Source organism: Mesorhizobium sp. C399B (genome assembly GCF_030323185.1).
GTDB lineage: Bacteria > Pseudomonadota > Alphaproteobacteria > Rhizobiales > Rhizobiaceae > Mesorhizobium.
Genome location: NZ_CP100472.1, coordinates 4,933,130 through 4,959,952, shown reverse-complemented (window position 1 = coordinate 4,959,952; position 26,823 = coordinate 4,933,130). Strand labels below are relative to the sequence as shown.

Sequence of the window (26,823 nt, the reverse complement as noted above, 5' to 3'; positions counted from 1 at the left end):
CCGATGGAGACGACTAGCCTTGCCGCCAAACTCGTCCAGCGATTGGAGGCGAGCTTTCAAAAAGGTCGAGCCAGACGCTCAAGGCCCGCTGCACGGAGAGCCACAGGCCGGGGGACTCTGAGCAAATCGGGAATCTGAGTCGCTTGCTCTGAACCGTCGGCATCATGCTGCTAACCGGTTTTGATCCTCCGGGGCTCCGCATTGGCAATAGCGACGAAAATGCTGTCGAGCAGACCCTTGTCGCGGAAGGAACTTGCCAAGCAAGGGCACCTCGGCCAAGTACGCAAACAACGCCCGGAGACGAAGGCGCATCCGGCAGCACCCTTTTGGGGCCAGATAGAGACTCAGAAACCCAAAACTTTCATCTTCCCGCTATTGAAACGGAGGACTCGATCGTGGCGCGTGCGCCCGACCATCGCCAACGGTGGGCTCCAAACTGATCGAAACTTCTCGTCGACCTTTGCAAGGTGATTGATCATCGGGGAGACCAAAGCCGAAACACTGGGGTTGGTGTCTCCAGTGACGCTGAACGAAGCTTCAGGGAAAATCCCAAATCTGCCGATTTCCCTGGCGCTGTCATTGCAACGATCGAGACAATCAGGGAGACCGGACCGGAGGCACGAGAGGCCGCGTCCTTCCGTGGGGTCGCTCCTCCAAACCGTTTGACGCAATTTAGAGATGTTGCCTTGACCCCGCACTAGCGTCTACTGCATCTGCTAGTAGGAGCGTCACGAATGGCGAGAAAGTCTGTCCGACGCAAGTCAACGATTTATGACATCGCGGTGGCGGCAAAGTCGTCCCCGACAGCGGTCAGTCTCGTCCTCAATGGCTCGTGGCAACAGCACCGGATCAAGGCGGAAACCGCAGCGACCATCCTCGATTGGGCTGAGCGGCTTGGCTATGCTGTCAACCTCAAGGCACGAGGATTGCGGCTTTCCCGATCCGGGCTCGCTGGAATGATCTTGCCACATTACCGCAATCGCTTCTTCGCCGGATTGGCCGAAGCCTTCGAAGCGGAATCCCGCGTCCACCGCTTGTGCCCGATCGTCGTCAGCACCCATCGCAATCCTGATAACGAGTTGAGTGTGACGGAAACCCTGCTGGCCCAGCAGGTGGAATTTCTCTTCCTTGCGGGCGTTCGTGACCCCGATCCGCTGAATGATCTGTGCCGGGCAGCGGGCGTCCGGTGCATCAACATCGATCTGCCAGGCCGCCGGGCTCCCTCAGTTGTTTCTGACAACTACGGGGGCGCCAAGGCGCTCACAGAGATCATTGTTCAGAAATTGAAAGAACGAGGGGGCTCCACCGAAGATCTCTTCTTCTTTGGCGGGGTCAGCGATGATGACGCAACACGTAGCCGTTTGCTGGGTTTTCACGATGCGCTGGCAGCGCATGGGATTGTTACGGGCCCGGGCACGATTGACTGCTGCGGATACGCACCGACCAACGCTGCTCGGTCTCTCGCTGCACGATACGCTCAGCTTGGGCATCTGCCCTCAGGTATGTTCGTCAACGGCGTGACCGCTCTTGAAGGAACATTGCGGTTCACTTCGACGCTAGCCTCAAGTGAGCTTGGACGGGTTGTTGTCGGAAGCTTCGACTGGGATCCATTCGCGGCGCATTTGCCCTTCGATGTGACCATGGTCCGACAGAATGTCGAGGTGATGATTGCTGAAGGATTTTCGCTTCTGGAGAATTATTCGATAGACCACTTTCCGCTGGTGACCGTACCGACCAGCTTTGGGCGAACCGGAGAGCATGACGGCGCCCAAGAAGATTGGGATTCGGCATCCAAATCGAGCATCGACCACTAGCAATTCTTTGTCACGAGACATCGTTGCAGAAGTTCAACTCCGTTCATCAGCACCTCGGATCTGGGTAGCACCGCCTCCACCCAAGGCTCGCGGGGGATCGCATGTCGTTTCTACGGGTGCAGCCTGAGTGCGAAAGGGCGGATCGTTTACATCAATCGAGAAATGTTTTTAGACGCTGGTGGCGTGACCGCCTTGCTAAATCTATTTAGCACCTTGACCGGCCGGCATTCAAAGTCTTTTATGGCGCGTTCTGGGAGGAATGCGGCGCCGAGTGCGTCAATGCCGTAGGGCCCAAAGGGGTGGGCCAAACAAAGCCGACATGGGCAATAGGCAACCCAAAAACTCGTCAATCAGGGAGGAACTAAATGTTAGCAAAAACTATACTCGCGGCAGCGTTCGGCGCAGCCCTTTCGGTCGCCACAATGGATGCTGCACTGGCGAAGGACATCAAGGTTGGAGTCGTCGTGAAGATCGGCGGCATTCCCTGGTTCAATGCCATGGAAACGGGAATAAAGGAAAAGTCGAAAGAGCTTGGCGACGACGGCTTCATGGTCGGGCCGACCAGCGCCGACCCGGCACTTCAGGTCCGCGCGATCGAAGACCTGATAGCTCAGGGCGTCAGCGTAATTGGCGTCGTGCCGAATGATGCAAACGTTCTCGAGCCGGTTCTAAAAAAGGCGCGCGACACGGGCATCAAGGTCATAACCCATGAATCGCCGGACCAGGTGAACGCTGATTGGGACTTCGAAATGGTCTCGGCCGTTGGTTTCGGTGAGGCCCATGCCAAACTATTTGCCGAGAAAATGGGCGGCAAAGGCAAGTACGTCGTGTACGTGGGTTCTCTTACCGTGCCCGCACACAATGCCTGGGCCGATGCTGCAATCGCCTACCTGAAGAAGAACTTTCCCGACATGCAGATGGTTGGCGACAGATATGGCGTCGCCGAGAGCGCCGATGACAGCCGAAAGACGGCTCTGGATGTGCTTGCCGCCAATCCTGACCTCGGCGGCTTCCTGACGTTCGGCAGTCAGGGACCGATCGGCGCCGGACGCGCGATCGAGGAGCAGAAGCTTGGTGACAAGGTGGTTCTTGTCGGTTCATTCTCGCCTAGCCAAGGCAGCGCAATGCTCAAGTCCGGCATTATTGACGGCGGCTACATGTGGAATCCTCTGGAAGCGGGCAAGGTATTCGTAACAATGGCTGATTTTCTGGCGGGCGGCGGTGAAATCACCGACGGCATGACGATCGAAGGTCTGGGTGTCGTTCACCCTGACTTCAAAACCGGCACCATCATCGTGGACGCTGTGCAGCCTATCACGGTCGAAACGGTCGATGGTCTTGCAGCCCTAGGGCTTTAGATGGCGGACCATGGCTGGCGTGCCGGGGTGGCAGATCAATCCCGGCACGCCCCATCCTTGTCATTTCAGAAGGGCCCGCCGTGAACCTCGTCGCGTCTACGACGCAGGACCTCCCACCGGTTCTGTCGTTTAGCAACATAAGCGTCACATTTGGTGGCGTTAGAGCCCTCCAGGATGTCGCCTTCGAGGTTCTCCCGGGCGAAGTGCAATGCATCGCCGGTGAGAACGGCAGCGGCAAGAGCACCCTGATCAAGGTAATCACCGGCGTTTGTCAGCCGCTAGGCGGCGCAAACATGTCGATCGCCGGAAAGTCTGTCGACATCATGTCGCCGGCTGCGGCGCGCAGCGCCGGGGTGGAAGTCATCTGGCAGGACCTCGCACTGTTTCCTGAAATGACAGTCGCGGAAAATATCGGGATCAGAACTGTCCTCGGCAACATGCCTCGGCTCGTCGATCATTCGCGCATTCGCGAGGTGGCGCGAGGGCTGTTGGCGCGGCTTGGCGCCGACCTCGATGTCGACGCGCCTCTGCGTAGCTTTGCAATCGCCCAACGTCAGATCGTCGCCATCGCCCGGGCGCTCGCCGGCGATGCGAAGGTTATTTTCATGGACGAGCCCACATCGTCGCTTACTCAATCGGAAACAGACCGGTTGCTCGCTATCGTTCGAACACTCTCGAATGAAGGCATGGCTATCGTCTTCGTCAGCCATCGCCTTGCAGAAGTTCTGGAGATCTCAGGTCGCGTCACCGTTCTGCGCGACGGTAAGGTCGTTGGGGTGTTCCCGACCGCCGGAATGACCCAATCACGCCTCACCGAACTAATGACCGGCAAGACTTTCGACCAAACCGTGAGCACGAGAAACCTTAGTGGATCACCCGTCGTGTTGAAGATCGACCGATTGACCCGCGCAGGCGACTATGACGACGTTTCGCTGACAATACGGCGCGGTGAAACGCTTGGCCTGACCGGGCTACTCGGCGCCGGTCGCACAGAACTCGCGCTTTCGATTTTCGGCATGCTGCGCCCAGACCGCGGCAGCATCGCACTCAACGGGACGGTTCTTCATCTGAACTCCAACCGCGACGCAATCCGCGCGGGTATTGGATATCTCTCCGAAGACCGCTTGTCCCTTGGTCTCATACAAGCTCAGTCCATCGCCGACAACGCCGTTATCCCGGTGCTCGACAAGATCCTTGATCGAGGGCTGATCTCCTCGGAGAAGAAGGATGCGCTCGTCAATCATTGGATCGAGGAATTGGCGATAAAAGTCGGGCGGCAGACCGATGCGATTTCCACGCTCTCAGGCGGCAACCAGCAAAGGGTGGCCATCGCCAAATGGCTGGCGGTCGGACTGAAACTGATCATTCTTGATTCGCCGACCGTGGGGGTGGACGTTGGCGCACGGGCCGGCATCTTCGAGATTGTCGCCAAGCTCGCTGCCGAAGGCCTGGCGATTCTGCTGATATCCGATGAAGTGCCGGAGGTCTATTTCAACGCCGATCGCATCCTCCATATGGCCGCGGGCAAGATAGTCGCCGAATACGACCCGCACGCCATCTCGCTCGGTGACCTGGAAGCTGCCGTCTATGCGTAACCGCGGCAAGCTCTTCCGGGCTCATCCCACCGAGACATGGCTCGTTGTGGTTCTTCTCATCATGAGCGCAGGTCTCTCCGTTGCGAGCGACAAATTCTTCACCATTGCCAATCTCTTCAATCTGCTCAACACAAGCTCGACAAATCTGATCTTCGCGGTTGGGCTGCTGGTGGTGTTGATCGCTGGGGGCATCGACATCTCCTTCGCTGTGGCCGCGTCAGTGGTTCAATACGTTGTGGCGCTGGCTCTAGCCCAAATGGGAGGTGGTGATTGGTTCATCGGCCTCACCTTGGCGGCAATTGTCGGGATCGCCCTGGGTGCGGTGAACGCCGGCCTCATCTACTATTTCCAGATCATTTCAATCGTTGTCACCATCGCCACCTTCAATATTTTTTTCGGCCTGCTGATGTTCTTCACGCACGGTGTATCGATCTACAATCTGCCTGCATGGTGGACGCATCGCACTGTGCTTTTCGAGTTCCAACAGGCGAATGGCAATTGGGCCGAGCTAACACTGCCGGTTGCGATCATGGCGGTCTGCGTCGCCGCCACCTGGGGGCTTATCCGGTATACCACCACGGGACGGCAGCTATACGCTTTTGGCGATAACCCGGAGGGCGCCCGTCGCCTCGGTATCAACATCGCGGCGATGCACTTCATTGCCTTCGGCTGGCTTGGTTTGATGGCCGGGATCGCGGGACTTGTGCAGGTGCACTATTCCCAGGAAGTCGTGCCCAACGCATTGGTGGGGCGCGAGCTGGACGTGCTGGCAGCTGTTGTCCTTGGCGGTGCCAGGCTGGGTGGCGGGCGCGGCACCGTGCTCGGTTGCATCCTTGGCGTGTTTCTTGTGTCGGTGACGCAAAACGGGCTGAACCTCCTCGGCATCTCTCCCTATGCTTTCAAGATGATCGTCGGGGCGATCATCTTGATTGCCATCACGCTGTCCAACGCGCCGCTCGGGCATATCCTCGCGGGCTTGCGGCAGAGGATGGGTACATGACGCAGCGCGTGCTCGAAACTGGAGCGCTACGGCACGGATTCTTGCGCCGTCTTGCCGGCACGTTGGGCGCCGAGAATATCGGACTTTTGCTGACATTGATTTTGGTGATTGCATTCTTCGGATCTCTCTCGCCGCGATTCCTGTCCAAAGCTACCTTTGAATCGGTGGCCTTCCAGTTGCCTGAACTTGGACTGCTTACGCTCGCGATGTTGATGCCGATCATCTCGGGCGGCATCAATCTCGCCGTGACGTTCACGGCCAATCTCTGTGGCCTCACGCTCGCCTGGGTTCTTCAGGCCAACGGAGGACCGGACGCAAGCATCTATGCCTTTCTACTCGGTTCCGTTCTTGCGGTCGGCGTTGGCACGGCAAGCGGCTTGGTCATGGGCCCGGTGATAGCCTATACCGGCGCGCACCCCATCCTCGTTTCGCTCTCGGTGATGATTTTCCTGCGCGGCCTTGGCGAGTTTCTCACCCGCGGCGCCGATATTTCGGGCTTTCCCGAATTCATCCAGCCCCTGGGCCACGGCAGCATCGTCGGCATTCCTGTCCCGCTGCTGATACTGCTCGGCGCAGTCATCGTCTGGCATGTCTTGATGACCCGAACCAGGCTTGGCTTTTCAAACTATATGGTCGGCTCCAACATCGAGGCGACGCGCTATTCCGGCATCTCGACGCGACGCGTGATCATTCTGATCTACGCGCTGTCTGGCGCCATGTGTGCGTTGGCCGGCATTATCATGATGGCACGATTCAATTCCGTCCGTGTCGGCCATGGCGAGTCCTATGTGCTGATTACGGTGCTTGCCTGCTTTTTGGGCGGGGTGAATCCGTTTGGCGGCTTCGGCAAGGTCGTTTCGGTCTTCCTAGCCCTCATCGTTTTGCAGTTGCTTTCTTCGGGACTGAATCTCTTGGGCGCCAGCCAGCACCTGGCCACAGCCATTTGGGGCATCATGCTGATCGGCGTCATGATCTTGCGGTGGGCTGCCGGGCAGCTCAATTTCATGAGGATAACACGATGAAGGGTTTTGGCGTTCATACGAGCATGTGGACGAGTGGTTGGTCCGTAGAGGGCGCCGAGCACACTGTAGCGGCGGTGAAAAAATACGATCTCGATTTCATTGAAATTTCGCTGGCCGATCCATTTTCTTGCGATGCCGATCACACCCGCAAGCTGCTGGCGGCAAATGGCATGCAGGCGGTGTGCTCGCTAGGGTTGCCCGAATATGCGTGGGCATCGCGCCACCCACAGGAGGCGATTGACTTTCTCAAGGTGGCTATCGACAAGACGGCCGACATCGGAGCTCAGGCGCTATGCGGCGTAATCTATGGCGGCATCGGCGAGCGTACTGGCGTGCCACCTACGCAGGACGAACTTGATAACATTGCGAAAGTGATGACGTCCGCCGCCGCGCAAGCCAAGTCTCGCGGCATCGAACTCGGTGTTGAAGCCGTGAACCGCTACGAGAACCACATCATCAACACCGCGGCTCAGGCGGTGGCACTAATCGAGAGAGTCGGCGCCGACAATATGTTCGTGCACCTTGATACCTATCACATGAACATAGAGGAGAAAGGTATGGGCAACGGTATTATCGTCGCCCGCGATTACCTCAAATATATCCACCTCTCCGAGTCTGATCGCGGCACCCCAGGCGAGGGCAATTGCAATTGGGATGAGACGTTCGCAACGCTGGCCGCGATCCGCTTCAAGGGCGGGCTCGCGATGGAGAGCTTCATCAACATGGATCCGCGTCTGGCGTTTGGCCTCAGCGTGTGGCGTCCGGTGGCCGAGAGTGAAGCGGTTGTAATGGGCAACGGTCTGCCGTTCTTGCGCAACAAGGCACGGCAGTACGGGCTGATCGCATAAGTTACATCGCCATGCGAGATCGAAACTCGGCACATCATGAGCCGACTGCATCGACATTGCGGCGACTGCCTTCGAAGCAGGAGCCGCTCGAGAGGCAATATTGCGGCGTTTTAGATCCCGGCCTTCGGCTGCCCCCCGGGCGCAAGCAGCCAACCGGTCGGCGATCGCAACTGCCGTGAACAACCTATTTCACCGGCTCGGGCATCACAGCCTACCTTCGGCGGTTGCGAGCCGGCTCCGACCCGCTCACCGAACTCGATGGCGACGCCCTCACCGACCGCGGTCACGGTGCCCGAGAGTTCATGCGCCATGATGCGCGGATAGGCCAGGTAGGGAGCTTGCCTTCAAAAATATGGTAGTCGGTCCCACAGAGTCCGACATGGCTGATGCTGACCAGCGCCCATCCGGCTTCCGGCTGGCCGGGCGGCGCGGCGTGAATCACCTCCGCCGTTGCGGCAAAGATGCTTATCATGTTAAGGAAGACGCGGCGCTGCCGCAGCGTCACAATCCCGCGACAAGACGGGAACAATGAGAATGTGGAGGAGACTATGACCGCCCACCACGTGAGCGTCGCCGATGGCGAGGCTTTCCTATCCGCGTCGCGGATGCTGTTCGGCCCGATCACCCAGCGTTTCTCGCGCGGCGAGGCGCCGTCGCTGCCGAAGCTCGTGTCCGTGCATCTCGGCTCCTGTCGGCTCTCCGAGATCAAGGCCAAGTCGCATCTCGTCGTCAGCGACCGCACCTTCTGGCGTAGCTTCGATCCCGATGCGATCAAAATCCTGATGCAGCTCAGCGGCCGCAGCCGTTTCGAGCAGAAGGGGGTCGCGGTCGATCTCGGCCCACGCGCTGCGATCATCTATGATCCAATGCGCAGCTATTCGCTGCAAAACCTGTCGGATGTCGACCAACTCATCCTGCAGGTGCCGCGCTCGACTTTCGGCGACGGGACGTTGACGCGTCTCTCGGCGCCGGTGCCGTTGCCCGGCAACGACGATAGCCTTACCCATATCGTTTCCGGTCTGATGCAGATGGCGATCGGCACCGCGCACAAGCTCGACGAGGCCAGTTGCCGCCGTGTCGGAGAAAGCCTTATACAACTCGTCAACGGACTGATCCAGGCAAGGCCGACGGCGCCGGAGTTCCGCCGCTCGCCGCTGGAAGCGCTGCGTGAACGCATCGTCGCCTATATCGACGCCAACCTGGCGCGTTCAAACCTGTCGGCCGAGGACATAGCCCGCCACATGGGCTGCTCCCGCCGCTATCTGCACCGCGCCTTCGAAGGCGAAGGCACCACACTGGAGCGATTCGTGTGGGATAGACGGCTGGAGCGCAGCAAGGAGGAGCTGCTGTCGCCCGCCCGCGCCTCAGCCTCCATCTCGGAAGTCGCGTTTGCCTGCGGGTTCAATTCTAGCGCACATTTTTCGCGGGCGTTCAGAAGCAAGTATGATGTTGCGCCGAGAGACTTGCGGGAGCGAGTGCGAATGGTGGTGGTGCATTAGGAAGGTGCTGCTAGCCGTATCTTTATCGGATACCGCAAACTGTTTTGCACCCATATACGGGCACATTTTATCTCACCTTCTCGAGGACTCTCACTCCCGACCTGCAGCGCTTACGTCTCAAAAGGGCTATACTCAGGCCTCAAGCTGTCCGCGCCCGGCCCGCAAAACTCCGCATCAGCCCCTTCGGCAAGAACAGCATCGCCAAGATGATGGTCAGACCCGAAATCACCGGGTGGTAATCCGGCACGACTATGCGCGCCAGGTCGAACACCGCGTACATGACGAAGGCACCGAGGATCGGGCCGAGCACGGTGCCGGTGCCGCCGACCACAGTCATCATCAGCGGCAAAAGCATCCAGTCAAGGTCAAAGACGGAGTCCGGGCCGACATGGAAGATGTAGTAGGTGTACAGGCTGCCGGCGACGCCGGCGATAAAGGCGCTGCCAGCAAAGGCGGCGACCTTGACCCTTAGCGTGTCAATGCCGTTGGCCGATGCCGCCATCTCGTCGTCGCGCACGGCGACTAGCGCCAGGCCGTAGCGCGAGCGCATCAGCAAGCGGATGGCAAGCGCCGTGCCCACCATCAGGCCGAGCCCGACCAGATAGTGCGGCAAGAGCGTATCGAAGGTGCCGGCGGGCGCCACCACGCCGAAGGCGCCGCCGGTGAAATCACCGCCATTGATGAACATCACCTTGACGATCTCGCCGAAGCCGAGCGTGCCGAGCGCGAAATAGTCGCCGCGCAGCTTTGACAGCAACGGCAGGCCGATGATGATGGCGGCGACGGCCGCGACCAGTCCGCCCAGCATCATCGTCGCCGGGTCGAAATAGTAGATCCGCGGATAGGCGTCATAGAACGAGCCCCAGAGATAATTGCCGCTCCACAGGATGGCGGTGGTGTAGGCGCCGAGCCCGAAGAAGGCATGGTTACCGAGGCTGATCTGGCCGCCGAAGCCGGCAACGAGGTTCCAGCCTTGCGCCATGGTGGCGTAGATGAAAACGAAGAACAGGAGCGAAAAGGCATAAGAATCGATCGCGCCGGGCACGAGCGGCACCAGCGCGAGGGCCGCGACCACAGCAATTGCGATCCCAATCCAGAATTGTTTCGGCAAGGCTTTCTTGATCATGACGCTCAAGCCTTCTTGTAGGGCCGGCTGAACAGGCCTTCCGGCTTGAACATGAGCACCGCCAGGAACACGCCGTAGGCTACGGCGTTGGTCCAGCCGCCCGAGATGAAATACTGCACATAGGCTTCGATCAGACCGAGGATGATGCCGCCGGCAAGTGCGCCCGCTACATTGCCGATCCCGCCCAGCGCCAGCGCCACCAGCGCCTTGAGGCTGAAGATGAAGCCGGCGAACGGGTTGAACGGGAATGTCGTCGCCACCGCGACCCCGGCCGCTCCGGCAAGCGCTATGCCGATCGCGAAGGCGATGGCGTTGACGCGGTGCGGGCTGATGCCCATCAGAGTCGCCGCCTCAATGTCCTCGGAGGCCGCGCGCACCGCCTTACCGACCAATGTCTTGCGCAGGAACAGCACCACCAGGCCGGTACCGGCGAGCGCAATCACGAAGCCCATCGAACGGGTGAAGGAGGTGCGCACGCCCAAAATCTCGATGCCGCTCGCCGTGTAGGAGGTGACGATCGCCGCAGTGTTGCCGCCCCAGATAACCGTCATCAGGTTCTGGATCAGGAACATCAGACCGACCGCGATCAAGAGCGAGATGTTGCGGTCCTCCGCTGCCGCCGCGCGGCGAAACAGGCCTTGGTAGACCAGCCAGCCGACAGCGAGCCCGACGGGCACCACGATCAGCAGCGACACGAAAGGGTCGATGCCGACGCCGTAGAACAGCGCTCGTGCGAAATAGGCGGACAGGATGATCATCGCGCCCTGCGCCAGAAAGATCAGCCGCATGGTGCCGAAGATGAGGCTGAGGCCCACCGCCGCAACGCCGTACATGGCGCCACCCAGCGCGCCGTTGAGCGACAGTTGCAGCAGGATTTCGGGAGGCGGAATGTTCTGCATCATTGCACCTCCAATACGCCCATATAGGCCTTCTGGATTTCGGGATCGGCGATGAGCTCGGCACCGGTGCCTTGCATGGCAAGCTCGCCGGTTTTCAGCACAAAGGCGTAGTCGGCGACCTTCAGTGCCTGATGGATATTCTGCTCGACCAAGAGGATGGTGACGCCCTGCTTGTGCAAGGTCTCGATCAGAGCGAACATCTGCTGCACCACGATCGGGCTCAGCCCCAACGACGGTTCATCGAGAATCAGCAGCGACGGGTCCGACATGGTGGCGCGCGCGATGGCCAGCATCTGCTGCTCGCCGCCGGAGAGCGAACCGGCCTTCTGCCCTGCCCGCTCCTTTAGCCGCGGAAACAGCGTGTAAGCTTTCTCCAGCGACTGCTTGAAGCGCTTCCGAACTTTGGGTTGGAAGGCGCCGAGTTCGAGGTTTTCCAGCACCGTCATCTGCCGGAACAGGCCGCGCCCTTCCGGCACATGCGCGATGCCCATCGTCGCGATCTCCTCCGGCGCCTTGCCGGCCAGCAGCGCGCCAGAGAGGAAGATCTCGCCGCGCTTCGGCTTCAGCAGACCGGAGATGGTCTTCAGCAGCGTCGTCTTTCCCGCGCCGTTGGCGCCGACAATGGCGACGATGCTGCCGGGCTCGACGTGGATCGACACGCCCCACAACGCGCCGACGTCGCCATAGGCAACTTCCACGTTGTTCACTTCAAGCAGCCGGTTCGCCAAGATAGGCCTCTATCACTTTGCGGTTGGCAACGATCTCGCGCGGCGTGCCGTCGGCGATCTTCTCGCCATGGTCCAGGACGATTACCCGGCTGCACACTTTCATGATGGCATCGACCTTGTGCTCTACCCACAGGATCGAGACCCCCTTGTCTGTGCGCACGCGGCGAATGACATCGACCATGCGCTGGATCTCGGTCGGGTTCAGCCCCGCCATCGGCTCGTCCAGCAACAGCAGCCCCGGGCGGGAGGCAACGGCTCGCGCGATCTCCAGCAGTCGCCGGTCCGACAGCGTCATGTGTGCAGTGCGGATATCGCGCTTGCCAGTCAGCCCGACCAGTTCAAGGGCCTCCTCGGCGGCTGCCGTCGCATGCTTGACCCGGCCGCCGGAGCCATAGACGGCGCCAACCATGACGTTCTCGAAGGCGGTCATGGTCAGGAACGTGCGCACCAGCTGGAAAGTGCGGGCAATGCCGAGCCGGCAGATTCGATGCGGGGCCGTGCCGGTGATGTCCTCGCCACGGAAGCGGATACGGCCCTGGGTTGGGGTGTAGAGCGCGGTAATTACGTTGAACAGTGTCGACTTGCCGGCGCCGTTGGGACCGATCAGGCCGATCAGCTCATTGGCTCCGACGGCGATGTCGATGTTGTTGAGCACGACAAGCCCGCCGAACCGCTTCTGGATCGCCTCGAGGCGAAGCAAGGTCTCGTCAGGCTGCATCGTGTGTTTCCGTTTCTCCAGGGGAAGCTGTCCATGCAATCTGTCGAGGTCAGCGCCGCCCTCGTCGCCCCGCCGCCCTTCTCCCCGCGTACGACGGGGGAGAAGGGGCGGGCGGCAACGTCGGAGCCCGTGCCCTCGCCGCTCAGCGCTTGTCCCAGGCCGGCGCCGGCTTGTAGGTCCAGTTGCCATTGGGGAAGATCAGCTGGTGCTTGCCTTGCCACCATTGCGTGGCAACGCTGGGGATCAGGGCAAAGCCTGTCTGGTCGAATTTGAGATCGCCGACGACGGTGTCCTTGAATTCCTGGTTGAAGATCACGTCATGCAGCGCGGCGGCATCGGTGGTTCCCGCCTTTTCGATCGCCTGCGCCAGCACCTGCGCATTAGCGTAGAAGGCGCCGACTGTGACGGAGTCCTTCTTGAATTCGGCCTCGTAGCGATCTCCGAGTTCCTTGGCGCCTCGATAGGGATAGCTCGACGACCAGAAACCGTCAGTCATGATGTAGTCTGAATCCGCTCCGAGCGCTTCGTGGAACTCGCCCGTCCAGGTGCCCTTCCAGCCATGCAGATAAGGTACGGAGAAGCCGAGCTCCTTCATCTGGCGCAGCAGCGTCACAGTGTCGGCCGGCGAGCCGAACACCAGCATGGCGTCGACGTTGGCGGCCTTGAGCTTGGTGATCAGTGCCGAGTAGTCGGTGGCCCCGATCGCCCAGGGATCGTCCACGGCGAAAGTGTAACCATATTTCTTCGCAGCCGCCTCGAAGGCGCCGCCAAAGCCCTTGCCGTCGGGCGAATCCTCGGTGACAAGAGCCGGGTTCTTCGGCTTCTCATTGGCCGGCAGCTTGTTCCAGATCTCGAATGGCACTTCGGCGCCCGGCCCCGGGTGGAAGAAGAAGAGGGCCGAATATTTGAGCTTCAACGGCTGCCACTCGAACGGGAACGCCGTCGTGATCATGTAGAACTTCTTGTATTTCTCGGCGACGATGGCACCGGCGATGTTCATCGGCCCGGAATGGGTCGATAGCAGCGCGTCGACCTTCTGCACCTTGATCAGGTTTTCCAGCGCCGAGGCGACCTTGCCTTCCGAGCTTTCGTCGTCGGCGACGACGAGGCGCACCGGCAGCTTCTTGCCGGCCGACTTGAGCATGATGCCGCCAGCCTTGTTGATATCGGCCACCGCTTGCTCATAGGCCCATTTCTGCTCCTTGCCGTCGCCGGCCAGCGGCCCGGTCAAGGAGATCGGCGCGCCGATGACGATCTCATCGCCGGCGGCATTCGCGACCCCTGTGACGCCGGCCGCAACTGCGGTCGCCAGCACCAGGCCCGCCAGAATTGCCTTCAGATTTTTTCCCATTGCATCCTCCCAGGTTGTTTCATCGGCCAGACGCATCGGCGCCCGCCCGCATGCCTCAGACCGTCGCTGCCGCGACCAGTCTGGTGTCGGTGAATTGCTCGAAACTCACGGCTTTACCGTCGTCCATCTCCCAGACATGGACGACGCGCGCGGACATTGGCTTGCCGGTCTTCCTGTAGGTGCCCGAATAGGTGCCGATGCCGACGATTGTGGCGCCGCCATCGACCAGTCTTTCGAGCTTCAGCGTGTAGCCGTCCCACTCCTCGCCGATGCGCTTGAAGACCCCCGCTATGATGGCGTCGGGGCCGACATAGGTGCCGGCATAGGGGAAGCCCGCCATTTCGGTCCAGGCGGTGCGGCTGGTGATCGGCGCCATCATCGCGGCCAAATCCTTGGCATTGGAGCCGGCGTAATGAGCCTTGATAGCTTCGTAGTTCTTGTTCATCGTGTTCTCCCGCACGGTCAGACCGGCGCCTTGCCTTCGTCATAGACGGTTCTGGATTTCTTCTCGATGTGAGCGCCTGCCGGCTTGTTCTCGACCTTGCCCAGGCTGGTCACGCCGAGGAATTTCCCGGTCGAGCGCATGACGTCCCAATTGTAGAAGAACAGCGAGGCGACCGGGATGATGAACTCGCGAAAGCCGAACACATATTGGTTGTCTGCAAACTTCCAGGTGGTCGCGAGGTCGACGTCGCCATGGCCACGCTGGATGCCGACGAGGTTCTGCCAGCCATAACGCTCGGAGCTCAGATAGATGTGCTCGTAGACGTGGTTGGGGCTGTAGGTGTAGTGCGCGGTGAGCCCGATCAGGTCCCGGCTCGGCGCCGGCTTGATACCGGTCGGCGCCTTGCCGGGATCCCCGAGTACGCCGGCCGACCAGGTCTGCGCGACGAGCGGCTCGCCGGGCGCTTCGCCTTCTTCACGCACCCGTTCGCGCACCGACAGCACCCGGCGCGTGCTGGTGTTCACGACGTAGGCCTCATCCTCGGTCGGCCGGGCGGCGAAAGTCATGTTGATGAAGAACACATTAGCGGCGACTTCGAGCGCCTCGTACCAGTCCGCCCCCGCCTCGCTACCCTCGCTCCACGCCACCGTGTCGGCCGACGTGAAGGCAAGGTCGATTGTGCGCCCGGTGTCCAGCGTGATCTTGAAGGTCTGGCCGCGCAACGCTGACGTCGTCGCCAGCCGGTTGGTGGCGATGCCGGCGGCGAAATCATCGAAATGCTTCCAGTCCGCCGGCCTGTTCTGGTCCTTCATCGCACTCTCCCAATCAATCGACAAAAGCTAATGTCGGCAGGTCGACGACGGTAGCGCCGCCGTCGACGGTCAGGATCGAACCGTTCATCATGGCCGCCTCGCTCGAAGCGACGAAGCAGATAACGTTGGAAACCTCTTCCGGTGTCGCCGAACGGCCGAGCGGCACATCCTTGGTCACCAGACGGTAGGCCTCGTCGGTCGAGCCAAGTCCGTGTTTCTCGACGATCAGCGCCATCTGCTCGTCGGCCATGTCGGTTGAGACCCAGCCCGGGCAGATGATATTGGTGCGCACGCCCTTGCGGCCATAGTCGCGCGCCAACGATTTGCCGAAGCCGATGCAGGCGTGCTTCATGGTGACGTAGCCGGCAGCGTCCGGGCCGGCAAACAGCCCGGCGATCGAGGCAACGACGACGATGTTGCCCTTCCGCGCGATCAGGTCCGGCAGGCATTCGCGGGCGCAAACGAAAGCGGTGTCGAGATTGGTGCGCGTCGCCAGGCTCCAGGTTTCGTCGCTCATCGAAATCGTCGGGCCGACACCATGGCCGCCGGCATTGGCGACGAGGATATCGACCGGTCCGATTTTTTCATGCACTTCGGCAAGCGCCGCACGCACCGCCTTCGGATCGGCGGCATCGCCCTGCACCACCAGACCGCCAATATCCCTGGTGACGGCCTCCAGCGGCTCGCGCCGCCGGCCCATCAGCACCACCTTGGCGCCGTCCGCCGCCATGCGCCTTGCGACCGCGGCACCAATGCCGGTGCCGCCGCCAGTGATGAAAGCCGTCTTTCCGGAAAATCGCATGGTTCCATCCCGATTGGTGCTGTGCCGGCTGCGCCGATCTTCGCTGGGCATAGTGCGGCATCAGCCGTTTCGCGTCTTGTCCAAGCGGGAACTTTGTTTTGACTGAGCGCGCACTTCGCGCCTCGTCCGTTAAAGCCGCGCGACCTCTCGGCCGCGCGGCAGCCGCCACCCCCGCAAGAGCAATTCCAGGAAAGTGTGAAGCGGTTTTCCCGGGGAAAGTGCGTAGCGCTTCCCCCGGGGAATTGCGCCAAACAAAGAAGGGGCCTATTTCTTCATCGCTTCGAGATCGATGACGATGTCGACATCCGGGCCGAGGCCGAAGCCGGCGGCAGCCTTGGCCATCGGGAAGTCCGCGGTGCTGACTTTTCCCGTGGCGGTGAACGCTGCCTTGGTCAGCGTCGCATCCCACGGCGCCGGCGCGTCATTGACCAGCGTCACGTCGAGCGTGATCTCCTTGGACACACCGCTGATGGTGAGATTGCCCGTGACCTTGCCGGTCTTGTCGCTGACCTTCTCGACCTTGGTGCTCTCGAACGAAATCGCCGGGAATTCGGCGGCGTTGAAGAAGTCGGGGCCTTTCAGATCGTTGTCGCGCTGGTCATAAGCGGTGTGCACCGAGCCGACATCGAGCTCGGCCTTCACGCTGCTCTTCGACGGATCGGCCTTGTCCATGACGATGGCGCCCTTGACGGCATCGAACTGGCCATGCGCGATGCCATAGATGCCGTGCTTGATGGTGAAGGTAACCCAGGCGTGCTGGCCATCGATCTCGTAGTTTTCGGCGTGCGCGGCCGATGCGAACGCGCATGTCGAGGCAAAGGCCAGCGCGGCCGTCAGTTTTCCTATTGTCACGTATCTCTCCCCATTGTTGGTTGTCATTTCTTGGCTCAGGAAAAGCCCAGCGCGGCTCCGTGCGGCGCCCGAACGATCGCCGTCAGGATGGCCAGCATCGCCGGCATGGCGATCAGCAGACCGGCAACCAGCGGCCGCAACGGCCTGATGCCGGGAACAAGGCGCCGCAGCGGACCGGGCACCAGGGCAGCCACGATCAGCGGCAAGGGCGAAAGCACCAGCGCGACCGGATTGGCCTTAGGCGCCAGCAGCGCCATCTGGATCAGCACCGTGGCCGCGGCGTAGACGAGGATCAGCTCGGCGCCCTTGCTCCAGGCGGCCGCCGTGCCGCCGCGCAGCACCGCGATATACTGGACGAGGCACCAGCCGCCGGCGAGCGCGGCCAGCGATCCCAGCAACTGCCCAGTGACGATCGACGCGCCAAGCACCGAGATGATGGCGCCGGCCAGGCACATGGCGAGCATGGCCGCGGGTGCCAGGAACGGATCCTCCACCAGCGGCGACGGCAAAGCCTTCAGGGACAGCAGCATCGCGACGCCGACGATTACGAGAAGGCCGGTGACGAGGGCTGCGATCATCTGCGGATCGAGCGAACCGCCAGCAAGGCGGCGCCAGCCGAGCCACAACAGCGCCGCCGCAAGGGCCGCGGCGACCAGCACGCCCGGGGTGCTCAACAGGCGCTCGGGCAACAGCCCGATGAGAATACCGGCAACAGCGAGATAGATCAGCTTCTGGCTGGCGGCGACGGGCGGCACGACCGGCGGGCCAAGCGTGTCCCAGTAGAAGAACAGCAGCAACGCGGCCCAGATCAACGAGAGCGCCGGCGAGGATCCCGGCAGCGCAAATCGTGCCAGCAACGCCATCGCCATGCCGAGCACAAGCGGCAGCGCCGCCGTGGTGACCATCGGATTGCCCAGCAATGCGCTCAATGGCCGACACCTCTTCGCGTCAGGGAGGCTCGCGCAAAACGCGCGGCTCGATGCGATCCTGATCTAGGCCACTCAATCGCGAGGTGTCTTGTCCGAGCGGGAACTTTGTTTTGACTGAGCGCGCACTCGCGCCGCCTTTGGCTTGAAGCCAGTCCATGCGCTCCATAACCCTCGCTGCACCGTGTTCATCAACATCGAGGAGGATGGCATGAACGAGAGAATGGTGCCGCCGATCAGCCCAGCCGCCGCCGCGTTCCTGGCGCGTTCGCACCGGCCCTTCATCAATGGCCGCTTTGTTGACGGCCTTGCCGGTAACGACCTCCCCGTCGACGATTCCGCCTCCGGCGAGATCGTCGCCCGTGTCCCCGAAAGCGGCCCCGAACTGGTCGATCGGGCGGTGCACGCGGCGCGTGCGGCGCTCGAAGGCCCCTGGGCGTCGATGCGGCCGGTCGATCGCCAGAACCTGATGCTGAAACTCGCCGACGCGGTCGAGGCCGACGCCGACCTTCTGGCCGAGATCGAAAGCATCGAGAACGGCAAGTCGCTCGGCGTCGCCCGTATGCTCAGCGCCGGCGGCACCGTCGACTGGCTGCGCTACTATGCCGGCTGGGCGACCAAGATCGAGGGCTCGACCTTCCAGGTGTCCATCCCCGTGCCGCCGGGCGCCAGACACCAGGCGATGACGGTGATGGAGCCGGTCGGCGTCGTCGGCGCCATAGTGCCGTGGAATTTTCCGCTGCTGATCGGCATGTGGAAGATCGCGCCGGCGCTCGCTTGCGGCTGCACCGTGGTGCTGAAGCCGCCGCAGGAAACGCCACTAGGCCTGCTCAGGCTCGCCGAACTGATCGAAGCCGTTGGCTTCCCGCCGGGCGTCGTCAACATCGTCACCGGCAGCGGCAGCGTCACCGGCGAGGCGCTGATCCGCCATCCCGGCATCGACAAGCTGACCTTCACCGGCTCGACGGAAGTCGGCAAACGCGTCGGCCATGCGGCGGTCGACCGTGTCGCCCGCTTCACGCTGGAGCTCGGGTCGAAATCGCCGATGATCCTGCTTGCCGACATGGAGGAAGGCATCGAGCCGCTGGTCGCCGGCCTTGGCATGTTCTTCAACCAGGGCCAGGTCTGCACCTCGGCCTCGCGGCTCTTGATCGAGAAATCGATCTACGACCGCACGCTGGCAAGGCTGGCCGAAATCGCCGACGGCATGACGCTGGGCGCCGGCCGCGATGCCGAAGCGCAAATCAATCCGCTGGTCTCGGCCAAGCACCGGAAAAGCGTCGAGGGCTTTGTCGAGCGTGGACTGGCGGCCGGAGGCGAGCGGGTCAGCGGCGCGCGACCGGTGCCGGCCAGGGGCCATTATGTGGCGCCGACCATCCTGCACAATGTCCGACCCGACATGGAGATCATGCGCGAGGAGGTGTTCGGGCCGGTGGTGGCGGCGATGCCAGTCGCCGACCTCGACGAGGCGATCCGCATCGCCAACGACACGCGCTATGGTCTCTCAGCCTCGATCTGGACCCGCGACCTGGGCAAGGCGATGACCGCCATCCACAGCCTAAAGGCCGGCACCGTGTGGGTCAATTCGCACAACACGCTCGACCCCGCCGCACCGTTCGGCGGCTTCAAGCAGTCCGGCATCGGCCGCGAACATGGCCGTGCCGCGATCGAAGGCTATCTTGAGACCAAGACCGTCATCATGCGCTACGCCTGACACGATGAGCGCCGAATACGACTACATCATCGCCGGCGCCGGATCGGCCGGCTGCACGCTGGCCAACCGGCTGGTCGGATCAGGCAAGCGCGTGCTCCTCGTCGAGGCCGGGCCGGCCGACAACACCAGGCTCATCGACATGCCCGCCACCTTCGCCAAGGTGATCGGCACGGCGCGCAGCTGGATCTACGAATCCGAGCCGGAACCGAGCGTCGGCGGACGCCGGCTGCCGGTGCCGCAGGGCCGCACACTGGGCGGCGGCTCTTCGATCAATGCCATGCTCTATGTCAGGGGCCAACCGCAGGATTATGATGGCTGGCGCGACCTCGGCTGCCCCGGCTGGGGCTGGGACGAGGTGCTGCCGGTGTTCCGGCGGCTTGAGCGCAACGAGCGCCTCGCCGGCGAACGCCACGGCACCGAGGGACCGCTCCCGGTCTCCGATCCGCGCTACCGCCATCCGTTGTCCATGGCCTATGTCAAGGCGGCGCAACAGGCCGGCTTCCGCTACAATGACGACTTCAACGGCGCCGGGCAGGAGGGCGTCGGCTTCTACCAGACGACTACATCGAATGGCGAACGCCAGTCGGCGGCAAAAGTGTTCCTCAAGCCGCTGGCCGGCAATACCAATCTCACCGTCGTCACCGATGCGCTGGTCACCGGCGTGACGCTGGAAAACGGCGCGGCGAGCGGCGTTGCCTACACCACTTCGGATGGCCGGAACCACGCGGCGACGGCAAAGGCCGAGGTGATCCTCACCTCGGGCGCGCTGGCAACGCCGAAATTGATGATGCTGTCGGGACTGGGACCCGCCGAACATCTGGCCGGGCTCGGCATTCCGGTCATCCGCGACATGCCTTCGGTCGGCCGCGACCTGCAGGACCATGTCGCCGCCCCCGTCTATGCGCTGACGCGCCAGCCGATCTCGCTGCTCGGCGAGGACCGTGGCCTGCGGGCGCTGCGCCATGGCATACAGTACATGCTGTTCCGCAGCGGCCTGCTCACCTCCAACGTCGTCGAAAGCGGCGGCTTTTTCGACACCGATGGCGACGGCCGGCCCGACATCCAGTTCCACGTCCTCCCGGTGATGATCGAAAGCGCCGAGCACGGCTCGATCGATCGCCACGGCATGGAGCTCAACCCTTGTGTGCTCAGGCCAAACTCGCGCGGCATGGTCAGGCTGCGGTCGCGCGACGCGGCCGCCCCGATCCGCTTCACCACCGGCTTTCTGACCGATCCCGGCGATCTTGCCCTGCTGCTCGCCGGCATGAAGATCGCCCGCACCATCCTGCGTCAGCCGGCCCTGCAGGCGGTGATCGCCGAGGAGCTGTCGCCGGGCGGGGCCGCCGACCTTTCCGATCAGTCCATAACAGACCACATCCTCGAACACGCCAAGACGGTTTATCACCCCTGCGGCACCTGCCGGATGGGCACCGATGACCAGGCGGTGGTCGACCCGCAATTGCGCGTGCGCGGCGTGCCGCGCCTACGCATCTGCGACGCCTCGATCATGCCGCGTCTCATCAGCGGCAACACCAACGCGCCGGTGATCATGATCGCCGATCGGTGCGCCGATTTCATCCTCGGCAGCGCTTAGCGAGAAACGGGCAGCCCAGAGAAATCCAGGCTGTTTTGAGACGGTGTATCTGTCCAGCGCATGCAGCGACTTTGTCGCGACCGAAACCGGACAGCTTGACGCCGCCGGGCGGCACGGTGATGTCGGCGCCGCCATACATTGCATAGGTCCTATCAAATCGAGACTGGGATAGCGATGCCAACGCGCTGCTGTTGGCCGCCAGAAAGCTGGTGCGGATACGCCTGGAGAAATTCAGGCGATGCAGGCAGCTTCACCAGACGCAGCAGTTCCAGCAGCATCCATGACGGCGCCGAAGTCGCGCCCGGCTTCCAGATCATCGCTGCGCCGGCCACACGCCCGGCCACTCGGTCTACCTCGCAAACTACGGCAAGGAACAGCGCATGATTTCGGGCGACACGATGTATGTGCCAGCGCTGCTGGCGCCGCATCCGGAGTGGCAAGGCAGCTACGACCAGGACGGGCCGATGGCGATCACCACGCGGCACAAGCTGATCGATCGCGTGATCGCCGACAACATCCGGATCTCGGGCGGGGGCTCTCAGAGAGGTTCCTGCTATTGCTGCTGCAGGCCGGTGATCATGGCAATGATCTCGTTCTTATCGGTCTTCGCGGTCTCGCGAATTCCAATCTGCTTGCCACGCCTGAGAACACAGATGCGGTCGGAGAGCTTGAAGACCTGGTCGAGGCTGTGGCTGATGATCAGGATGCCGACATTGCGCTGCTTCAGCGACTGGACGATAGCCTCCACCCGGGCGGTTTCGGCAACGCCCAGCGCCGCCGTCGGCTCATCCAGCAGGATCAGCTTGCTTGCCCAATGCGTGGCGCGCGCGATCGCAACGCCCTGGCGCTGGCCGCCGGAGAGATCGCGGATAGTGGCGTGGGCGGAGGGGATGCGCACGTCCAGTTCCTTCACCAGTTTCTCGGTCTCGTCGATCATGCGGCGGCGGTCGAGCAAACCGAGGCGGTTCAGCGGCTCGCGGCCGAGGAACATGTTCATGTAGACCGTCTGCTGGTCGGCCAGCGCTAGGTCCTGGTAGACGACCTCGATGCCGTGCGCGCGCCCCATGGTGGCATTCGACATCGTCACCGGTTTTCCTTCGATGACGATGGTGCCGGACGAGGGCGGGTGGACGCCCGAGACGATCTTGACCAGCGTCGACTTTCCGGCGCCGTTGTCGCCGACGAGTGCAACGATCTCGCCCGGGAAAACCTCGAGCGAAAAACTCTCGATCGCGGTGATGCCGCCGAAATTCTTGCGAATGTCGTGCAGCTGAAGGATGGGCGCGCTCACCGTCATGTGTTTCTCCTAGACTGGCCAGGCATAGGGTTCACCGAAGCCGTTCTCGATGGTTTCCACTTTCGGATTGTCCGTCGAAATGCCCGACACGCCGACAATATGGGCGCGGGTGACGAAGGCCTGGCCACGGAAGCCGAACACGGCGCTGTCGCCAGGCTTCGGCGCGTTCGCGCCGGCGGCATCGATCATGGCGTAATAGTCGATCGCCGAGGGCGGCGGCACCTCGACGCTGCGCAGTGCCGAGCCTGCCGTCGTCGGTTCAGCCGAGACGATCGCCTTGACGTCGTAGTCGGGGAAGATCGGATCGATGTAGAAGCCGCCGCCAAGGCAATAGGCCTTGCCGCCGGAGAGATGCGAGACCTCGGTGAGATAGAGCACCGCCGGAAGCTCCGGCAAATCTTCCATGACATGCAGCGCGGTGGTGCCATGCAGTCCATTGCCGGGCTCGCACTGCGTCGCGCCAGCCTCGGCGAGTGCCGCCAGCATGACACTCGACGTGGTGCCCGGCGCGTTGATCTCAATGTCCTTGCGGCCTGCCTTGGCCAACGCTTCCGCAGCTTTCGCCAGCGTCGCCAGATTGGGGGTCGGCAGCACTTTTCGCGAAGCATGGTCGAACAGCAGAGCAGGGAAAGTGGTGATGCCGGCGAAACGGCCGCCTTCGACGGCATCCAGCCGGTCGGCGACATCGATAATGTCGGCGGCATTGAAACCGCCTTCATGGCCGCGATAGAAGATATCGCCTTCGGCGGCGATGCGGGCCAGCAGATGCTGCACATAGCCGGCCGCCTTGGCGCCTGTTGCCGCTTCCCCAGCCTTGGTATCATTGAACACGGTCCAGTAGTCCGGCTTGAAGGTTTTCGCCGCAGCCGCCGCTTCGAATTTTGCGACCTGCTGGAGATGGCCGAGATGGCCAAGCTTCATGCCTGCCTTGTGGGTGGCGCGGGCGCAAGCCATGTCGACGGCGACCGCGCGGTCAATGCCGCCGCGCATCACAGCCCGGCAGAACGACGAGGAGCGGCCGACCTGCTTGGTCATGGCGAAGATCTTCAGGCCGTTGCGGTTGGCCTCGCTCTTGAGAACCCGCGCATTGGCCTCAACCGTGTCGAGATCGAGCACATAAGCATTGGCCGGCAGCTTACCTTGCTGGTGCAACCGGATAGCTGATTCGATGAAGGCGGGGTTGCGGCGGCGCAAAATGTCGAGAAACATGGATGGCTTCCTTCAGCGGTTCTTTTCGCGCAGCGACACGGCGACTGCGGTCAGGATGATGAGGCCGCGCACGATCATCTGGTCGGAGACCGACAGGCCCATCAGGATCAGGCCGTTGTTGAGCATGCCCATCATCAACGAGCCGACCAGCGCGCCGACCACGGAGCCCTTGCCGCCATTGAGCAGCGTGCCGCCGACGATGACGGCGGCGATGACCGTCATCAGGTCGGTTTCGCCGAGAGTATATTTCGCCGCCTGCAGGCGACCGGCATAGAGCAAGCCGGCAAGACCGGCGAGCCCGCCGCTGATGGTCAGCACGGCGAGCCTGATCCTGGGCACGCTGATGCCCGATACGCTTGCGGCGCGGGCATTGTCGCCGGTCGCCAGCACATGCGCGCCGAAACGGGTTTCGCGGAACACCAGGTGGCCGATGGCCACGGCAATCACCGACCACCAGACGAGTGAGGGGACACCGAGCAGCGAGCCGGAACCGAAGAAGCCGGTGAACGCTTCGTTGGTCACCGAGATCGAGCGAAGGTCTGTCATCGAACGCGAAACGCCGGCGAACAGGCCGAGCGTCGCCAGCGTCACCAGGAAGGAGGGCAGCCTGACATACGCCACCAGCACGCCGTTGATGACGCCGATCAGCAGGCCGGCGCCGAGGCCGGCGACTATCCCTGCCGGCATGCCGTACGCGTTGATGGTGACGGCGGCTGCAAGGGCCGCCACCGCCACGATCGAGCCGATCGACAAATCTATTTCGCCGGCCGACATGACGAAGACCAGGCCGATGGCCATGATCGTCACCGGCGTCGTCTGCAACACGATGTTCGATAAGTTTCGGACGGTGAGGAAGCCGCTGTCCCTCAGCACAATGGCGAAGAACAGGAAGATCGCCAGGAAACCGAGGTAGACGACATATTGCTGCAGATTGAAGCGGCTGGCGAAGCTGCTACCGGCGCTGGTGTTGGCACTGGACATTTTATTCCTCCGGTGGTGAGCGCTTCGCCTCGAGCCTATTTCACCGCGTCCGCGATAGCCGCCGGTACGTCCCTGTTGAGGGACTTCTTCCAACCGTCCTTCACCGTGTCCTTGGTGACGGCGATGGAATCTACGGCATAGAATGGTTCGGCCTTCTTGCCGACCAGAGAACCTGCCGAGGCGCGCGCCAGCGTCACGCCAATGCTGTAGGCCTCGTCGGCGACGAGGGCCGCGATGTTGCCGCCCTTGACCATGTCGAGCGCGGCAGGCTCATTGAGGTCGAGCGTGACAATCTTGGTGTGCGTGTTGCCGGCACCGCGCAAGGCCGAAAGCACGCTCAGCGCCGGTTCGGCCCAGGTGACATAGATGCCGTCCAGGTCCGGATGCTGGGTGATCATCGCCTGGGCGATGTCTTCGCTGCGCGCCGGGTCGGCCATGCCGGCCTCGGCCTCGATCTTCATATCGGGATAGTCCTGCTCGATGGTCTTCTTGAAGGCCTGGTCGCGCTGGTTGGTGACGTAGAAGTCGGCATCGTGGAAGATGTAGCCGACCTTGCCTTTCTTGCCGAGCGCCTCGGCCATGGCGATGCCGGCCTTGTTGCCCATCTGAAAGAGATCGTCGGAGACGATGGTGACATAGTCCCTGCCCTGCTTGTAGCCGGCCGGGGAATTGTCGACGAAGCCGAGCTTGACGCCGGCCTGTCGTGCCGGATCGTAGACCGAAGCTGCAGTCGCCGGATCGACGGGAAGCGACAGGATGATCGACGGCTTTTTGGCCATCACCGTCTCGATATCGGCCTTCTGTCGCGCGGCGTCGAAACCGGCATCGGTCTGCGCCACCACCTCGATGCCGAGGCGCTTGAATTCGTCATGGGCGCCGGCATTGACGGCGTTGGTGTATTCGCTCATCTCGTGCCAGACGAGGGCGGCGGTGAACTTGCCGTCCTTGATCTGCTGCTCTTCGGCTGGCGTCAGCGTAAGACTGCTCGCCGGCACCGGCTTTTCACCATTCGGTCCTGTGGTGACGCCTTCGGCGGCGAAGGCGTGCATGGCTAGCAGGCTCGCCACCGTCGTTATGATTGCAGATGCTATGCGCATGTCCCGATTCCCCTTTTTGTTGTCGAAGAAAAGCTCCGGTGCGGCGGGCCGCGCCGGAGCGAGAGCCTTACTTGAACGCGTCGAGCACCGGCTGCGGCGCGTCGCGGTTGAGCGAGTCCTTCCAGCCCTGCGCGACATTCTCCTTGGTGACGGTCAGGGCCGGGGCGACGACGAAGGCTGGTGTCGGCTGGCCAAGCAGCGACTTCATGCCGGAAGCAGCCATGGCGCGGCCGAGTTCATAGGCCTTGTCGGCGACGAGGGCTGCGACATTGCCGCCCTTGACCATGTCGAGCGCGACCGGCTCGGCGAGGTCGAGCGTGACGATCTTGGTCCTGGCGTTGCCGGCGCCGCGTAGCGCCGACAGCACGCCGTCGGCCGGCTCGGCCCAGGTCACGTAGATGCCGTCGAGATCGGGATGCTGCAAAAGCATCGCGTTGGCCAGTTCCTCGGCGCGGGCCGGGTCGGATATGCCCTGTTCGGCGACGATCTTGATGTCGGGATAGACCTTCTCGATGGTGGTCTTGAAGGCTTGGTCGCGCTGGTTGGTGACGTAGTAGGCAGCGTCGTGGAAAATGTAGCCGACCTTGCCCTTGCCGCCGATCGCCTTGGCCATCGCGTCCGCAGCCTGCTTGCCCATCTGGAATAGATCGTCAGTCACGATCGAAGCGTAGTCGGTGCCCTGCTTGTAGTCCTTGGGCAAGTTGGACAGGAACACCAGCTTGGTGCCGTCCTTGACCGCCTGGCGGAAGGCTTCTGCCGAGGTGACCGGGTCGAGCGGCAGCGCCAAGATGACGTTGGGCTTGGCGGCCAACGCCGTCTCGATGTCGCTGCGCTGGCGGGCGGAGTCGAACTGGGCATCCGTTTTGACCGCAATGGTGATACCGGCGCGGGCGAATTCGTCGGTGGCGCCGGCGGTTACCGCATTGGTGAAATCGGACGAGGTGTGCCAGAGCAAGGCAGCCTTGTAGCCCTTGTCCTTGAGCGCGGCGATGTCGGCATCGCTTAGGATCACCTCGGCGCTCGGCGTGGCGCTCTCGCCCTGCGGGCCGACCGTCTGTGCGAAAGCTGGGTTGGCGGCAAGCATCAATCCGCCGGCAAAGGCGGCGGCGATCAGTGTCTTCATCGGCATGTCAGTT

General features: G+C 62.3%; 25 protein-coding genes and 2 pseudogenes. 10 read left to right on the top strand and 17 right to left on the bottom strand.

The genetic code is table 11. The annotated features are described in order from the left end of the window. Nucleotides 1-734: 734 nt before the first annotated feature. From NLY36_RS23550 to NLY36_RS23525, 6 genes are all read left to right on the top strand, one after another. The gene (locus NLY36_RS23550; RefSeq protein ID WP_023692318.1) at nucleotides 735-1,814 is read left to right on the top strand and encodes a substrate-binding domain-containing protein; all 1,080 of its coding nucleotides are present in this window, start codon (nucleotides 735-737) and stop codon (nucleotides 1,812-1,814) included. Nucleotides 1,815-2,179: 365 nt separating this feature from the next. Beyond that, complete coding sequence (locus NLY36_RS23545) at nucleotides 2,180-3,172, top strand: substrate-binding domain-containing protein (protein ID WP_023735711.1); 993 nt, start codon at nucleotides 2,180-2,182, stop codon at nucleotides 3,170-3,172. An 80-nt stretch (nucleotides 3,173-3,252) separates the two neighbouring features. Continuing rightward, complete coding sequence (locus NLY36_RS23540; protein WP_023735712.1) at nucleotides 3,253-4,767, top strand: sugar ABC transporter ATP-binding protein; 1,515 nt, start codon at nucleotides 3,253-3,255, stop codon at nucleotides 4,765-4,767. Next, nucleotides 4,760-5,767, top strand: a complete 1,008-nt coding sequence (locus NLY36_RS23535) for an ABC transporter permease (protein ID WP_023667741.1) — start codon at nucleotides 4,760-4,762, stop codon at nucleotides 5,765-5,767. The genes NLY36_RS23540 and NLY36_RS23535 overlap by 8 nt, the downstream gene beginning before the upstream one ends. Next, nucleotides 5,764-6,789 carry an ABC transporter permease gene (locus tag NLY36_RS23530; RefSeq protein ID WP_023695143.1) on the top strand — a complete coding sequence of 342 codons (1,026 nt, stop codon included), beginning with the start codon at nucleotides 5,764-5,766 and terminating at the stop codon, nucleotides 6,787-6,789. Before NLY36_RS23535 ends, NLY36_RS23530 begins: the two co-directional genes overlap by 4 nt. Beyond that, nucleotides 6,786-7,637 carry a sugar phosphate isomerase/epimerase family protein gene (locus NLY36_RS23525; RefSeq protein WP_023667739.1) on the top strand — a complete coding sequence of 284 codons (852 nt, stop codon included), beginning with the start codon at nucleotides 6,786-6,788 and terminating at the stop codon, nucleotides 7,635-7,637. The genes NLY36_RS23530 and NLY36_RS23525 overlap by 4 nt, the downstream gene beginning before the upstream one ends. A gap of 239 nt (nucleotides 7,638-7,876) precedes the next feature. Here the strand turns inward: NLY36_RS23525 and NLY36_RS23520 are convergent. Next, a pseudogene (locus tag NLY36_RS23520) lies at nucleotides 7,877-8,109 on the bottom strand (alcohol dehydrogenase catalytic domain-containing protein); the annotation flags it as partial. A gap of 76 nt (nucleotides 8,110-8,185) precedes the next feature. Between NLY36_RS23520 and NLY36_RS23515 the strand changes: the two are divergent. Continuing rightward, the gene (locus NLY36_RS23515) at nucleotides 8,186-9,136 is read left to right on the top strand and encodes a helix-turn-helix domain-containing protein (protein WP_023695141.1); all 951 of its coding nucleotides are present in this window, start codon (nucleotides 8,186-8,188) and stop codon (nucleotides 9,134-9,136) included. A gap of 139 nt (nucleotides 9,137-9,275) precedes the next feature. Here NLY36_RS23515 and NLY36_RS23510 read toward each other — a convergent pair whose 3' ends face one another. The 10 genes from NLY36_RS23510 to NLY36_RS23465 all read right to left on the bottom strand — a co-directional run bounded on the left by NLY36_RS23510 (nucleotide 9,276) and on the right by NLY36_RS23465 (nucleotide 17,798). Next, a complete protein-coding gene (locus NLY36_RS23510; RefSeq protein ID WP_023686861.1) occupies nucleotides 9,276-10,262 on the bottom strand; it encodes a branched-chain amino acid ABC transporter permease in 987 nt (328 codons plus the stop codon). Between the two features lie 5 nt (nucleotides 10,263-10,267). Then, nucleotides 10,268-11,164: a branched-chain amino acid ABC transporter permease gene (locus tag NLY36_RS23505; protein ID WP_023695140.1), complete on the bottom strand. Its 897-nt coding sequence runs from the start codon at nucleotides 11,162-11,164 to the stop codon at nucleotides 10,268-10,270. Continuing rightward, nucleotides 11,161-11,868 carry an ABC transporter ATP-binding protein gene (locus NLY36_RS23500; protein ID WP_245260223.1) on the bottom strand — a complete coding sequence of 236 codons (708 nt, stop codon included), beginning with the start codon at nucleotides 11,866-11,868 and terminating at the stop codon, nucleotides 11,161-11,163. The genes NLY36_RS23505 and NLY36_RS23500 overlap by 4 nt, the downstream gene beginning before the upstream one ends. Nucleotide 11,869: 1 nt before the next feature. Further along, on the bottom strand, nucleotides 11,870-12,607 hold the full coding sequence (locus NLY36_RS23495) for an ABC transporter ATP-binding protein (protein WP_023695138.1): 738 nt from the start codon (nucleotides 12,605-12,607) through the stop codon (nucleotides 11,870-11,872). A 142-nt stretch (nucleotides 12,608-12,749) separates the two neighbouring features. Continuing rightward, nucleotides 12,750-13,958, bottom strand: a complete 1,209-nt coding sequence (locus tag NLY36_RS23490) for an amino acid ABC transporter substrate-binding protein (RefSeq protein ID WP_023735714.1) — start codon at nucleotides 13,956-13,958, stop codon at nucleotides 12,750-12,752. A 55-nt stretch (nucleotides 13,959-14,013) separates the two neighbouring features. Further along, nucleotides 14,014-14,403: a nuclear transport factor 2 family protein gene (locus NLY36_RS23485; RefSeq protein WP_023695136.1), complete on the bottom strand. Its 390-nt coding sequence runs from the start codon at nucleotides 14,401-14,403 to the stop codon at nucleotides 14,014-14,016. Nucleotides 14,404-14,420: 17 nt separating this feature from the next. Further along, nucleotides 14,421-15,215, bottom strand: coding sequence for a MoaF C-terminal domain-containing protein (locus tag NLY36_RS23480; RefSeq protein ID WP_023695135.1), 795 nt, complete (start codon nucleotides 15,213-15,215; stop codon nucleotides 14,421-14,423). A 13-nt stretch (nucleotides 15,216-15,228) separates the two neighbouring features. Then, entirely contained in the window at nucleotides 15,229-16,017 is a 789-nt protein-coding gene (locus tag NLY36_RS23475; protein ID WP_023695134.1) for an SDR family NAD(P)-dependent oxidoreductase, read from the bottom strand. A 264-nt stretch (nucleotides 16,018-16,281) separates the two neighbouring features. After that, entirely contained in the window at nucleotides 16,282-16,869 is a 588-nt protein-coding gene (locus tag NLY36_RS23470; protein WP_023735715.1) for a YceI family protein, read from the bottom strand. A 35-nt stretch (nucleotides 16,870-16,904) separates the two neighbouring features. Beyond that, nucleotides 16,905-17,798 carry a hypothetical protein gene (locus NLY36_RS23465; protein WP_023695132.1) on the bottom strand — a complete coding sequence of 298 codons (894 nt, stop codon included), beginning with the start codon at nucleotides 17,796-17,798 and terminating at the stop codon, nucleotides 16,905-16,907. A 208-nt stretch (nucleotides 17,799-18,006) separates the two neighbouring features. On the opposite strand from NLY36_RS23465, the gene NLY36_RS23460 reads away from it, so the two are divergent. Beyond that, on the top strand, nucleotides 18,007-19,509 hold the full coding sequence (locus tag NLY36_RS23460; RefSeq protein WP_156933195.1) for an aldehyde dehydrogenase family protein: 1,503 nt from the start codon (nucleotides 18,007-18,009) through the stop codon (nucleotides 19,507-19,509). 4 nt (nucleotides 19,510-19,513) lie between these two features. Then, nucleotides 19,514-21,103: a GMC family oxidoreductase gene (locus tag NLY36_RS23455; protein ID WP_023695130.1), complete on the top strand. Its 1,590-nt coding sequence runs from the start codon at nucleotides 19,514-19,516 to the stop codon at nucleotides 21,101-21,103. Nucleotides 21,104-21,255: 152 nt separating this feature from the next. Here NLY36_RS23455 and NLY36_RS23450 read toward each other — a convergent pair whose 3' ends face one another. Then, on the bottom strand, nucleotides 21,256-21,420 hold the full coding sequence (locus tag NLY36_RS23450; RefSeq protein ID WP_023715648.1) for a hypothetical protein: 165 nt from the start codon (nucleotides 21,418-21,420) through the stop codon (nucleotides 21,256-21,258). On the opposite strand from NLY36_RS23450, the pseudogene NLY36_RS23445 reads away from it, so the two are divergent. After that, a pseudogene (locus NLY36_RS23445) lies at nucleotides 21,380-21,633 on the top strand (MBL fold metallo-hydrolase); the annotation flags it as partial. The gene NLY36_RS23450 and the pseudogene NLY36_RS23445 overlap by 41 nt on opposite strands. A 23-nt stretch (nucleotides 21,634-21,656) precedes the next feature. On the opposite strand, the gene NLY36_RS23440 reads toward NLY36_RS23445, so the two are convergent. The 5 genes from NLY36_RS23440 to NLY36_RS23420 form a co-directional block, all read right to left on the bottom strand. Beyond that, nucleotides 21,657-22,400: an ATP-binding cassette domain-containing protein gene (locus tag NLY36_RS23440; protein WP_023686849.1), complete on the bottom strand. Its 744-nt coding sequence runs from the start codon at nucleotides 22,398-22,400 to the stop codon at nucleotides 21,657-21,659. 9 nt (nucleotides 22,401-22,409) lie between these two features. Next, nucleotides 22,410-23,609, bottom strand: a complete 1,200-nt coding sequence (locus tag NLY36_RS23435; protein WP_023729115.1) for an alanine racemase — start codon at nucleotides 23,607-23,609, stop codon at nucleotides 22,410-22,412. Nucleotides 23,610-23,621: 12 nt separating this feature from the next. After that, the gene (locus tag NLY36_RS23430; RefSeq protein WP_023686847.1) at nucleotides 23,622-24,590 is read right to left on the bottom strand and encodes an ABC transporter permease; all 969 of its coding nucleotides are present in this window, start codon (nucleotides 24,588-24,590) and stop codon (nucleotides 23,622-23,624) included. A gap of 35 nt (nucleotides 24,591-24,625) precedes the next feature. Continuing rightward, on the bottom strand, nucleotides 24,626-25,687 hold the full coding sequence (locus NLY36_RS23425) for a substrate-binding domain-containing protein (RefSeq protein WP_023735717.1): 1,062 nt from the start codon (nucleotides 25,685-25,687) through the stop codon (nucleotides 24,626-24,628). 67 nt (nucleotides 25,688-25,754) lie between these two features. After that, the gene (locus tag NLY36_RS23420; protein ID WP_031249128.1) at nucleotides 25,755-26,816 is read right to left on the bottom strand and encodes a substrate-binding domain-containing protein; all 1,062 of its coding nucleotides are present in this window, start codon (nucleotides 26,814-26,816) and stop codon (nucleotides 25,755-25,757) included. Nucleotides 26,817-26,823 lie beyond the last annotated feature (7 nt).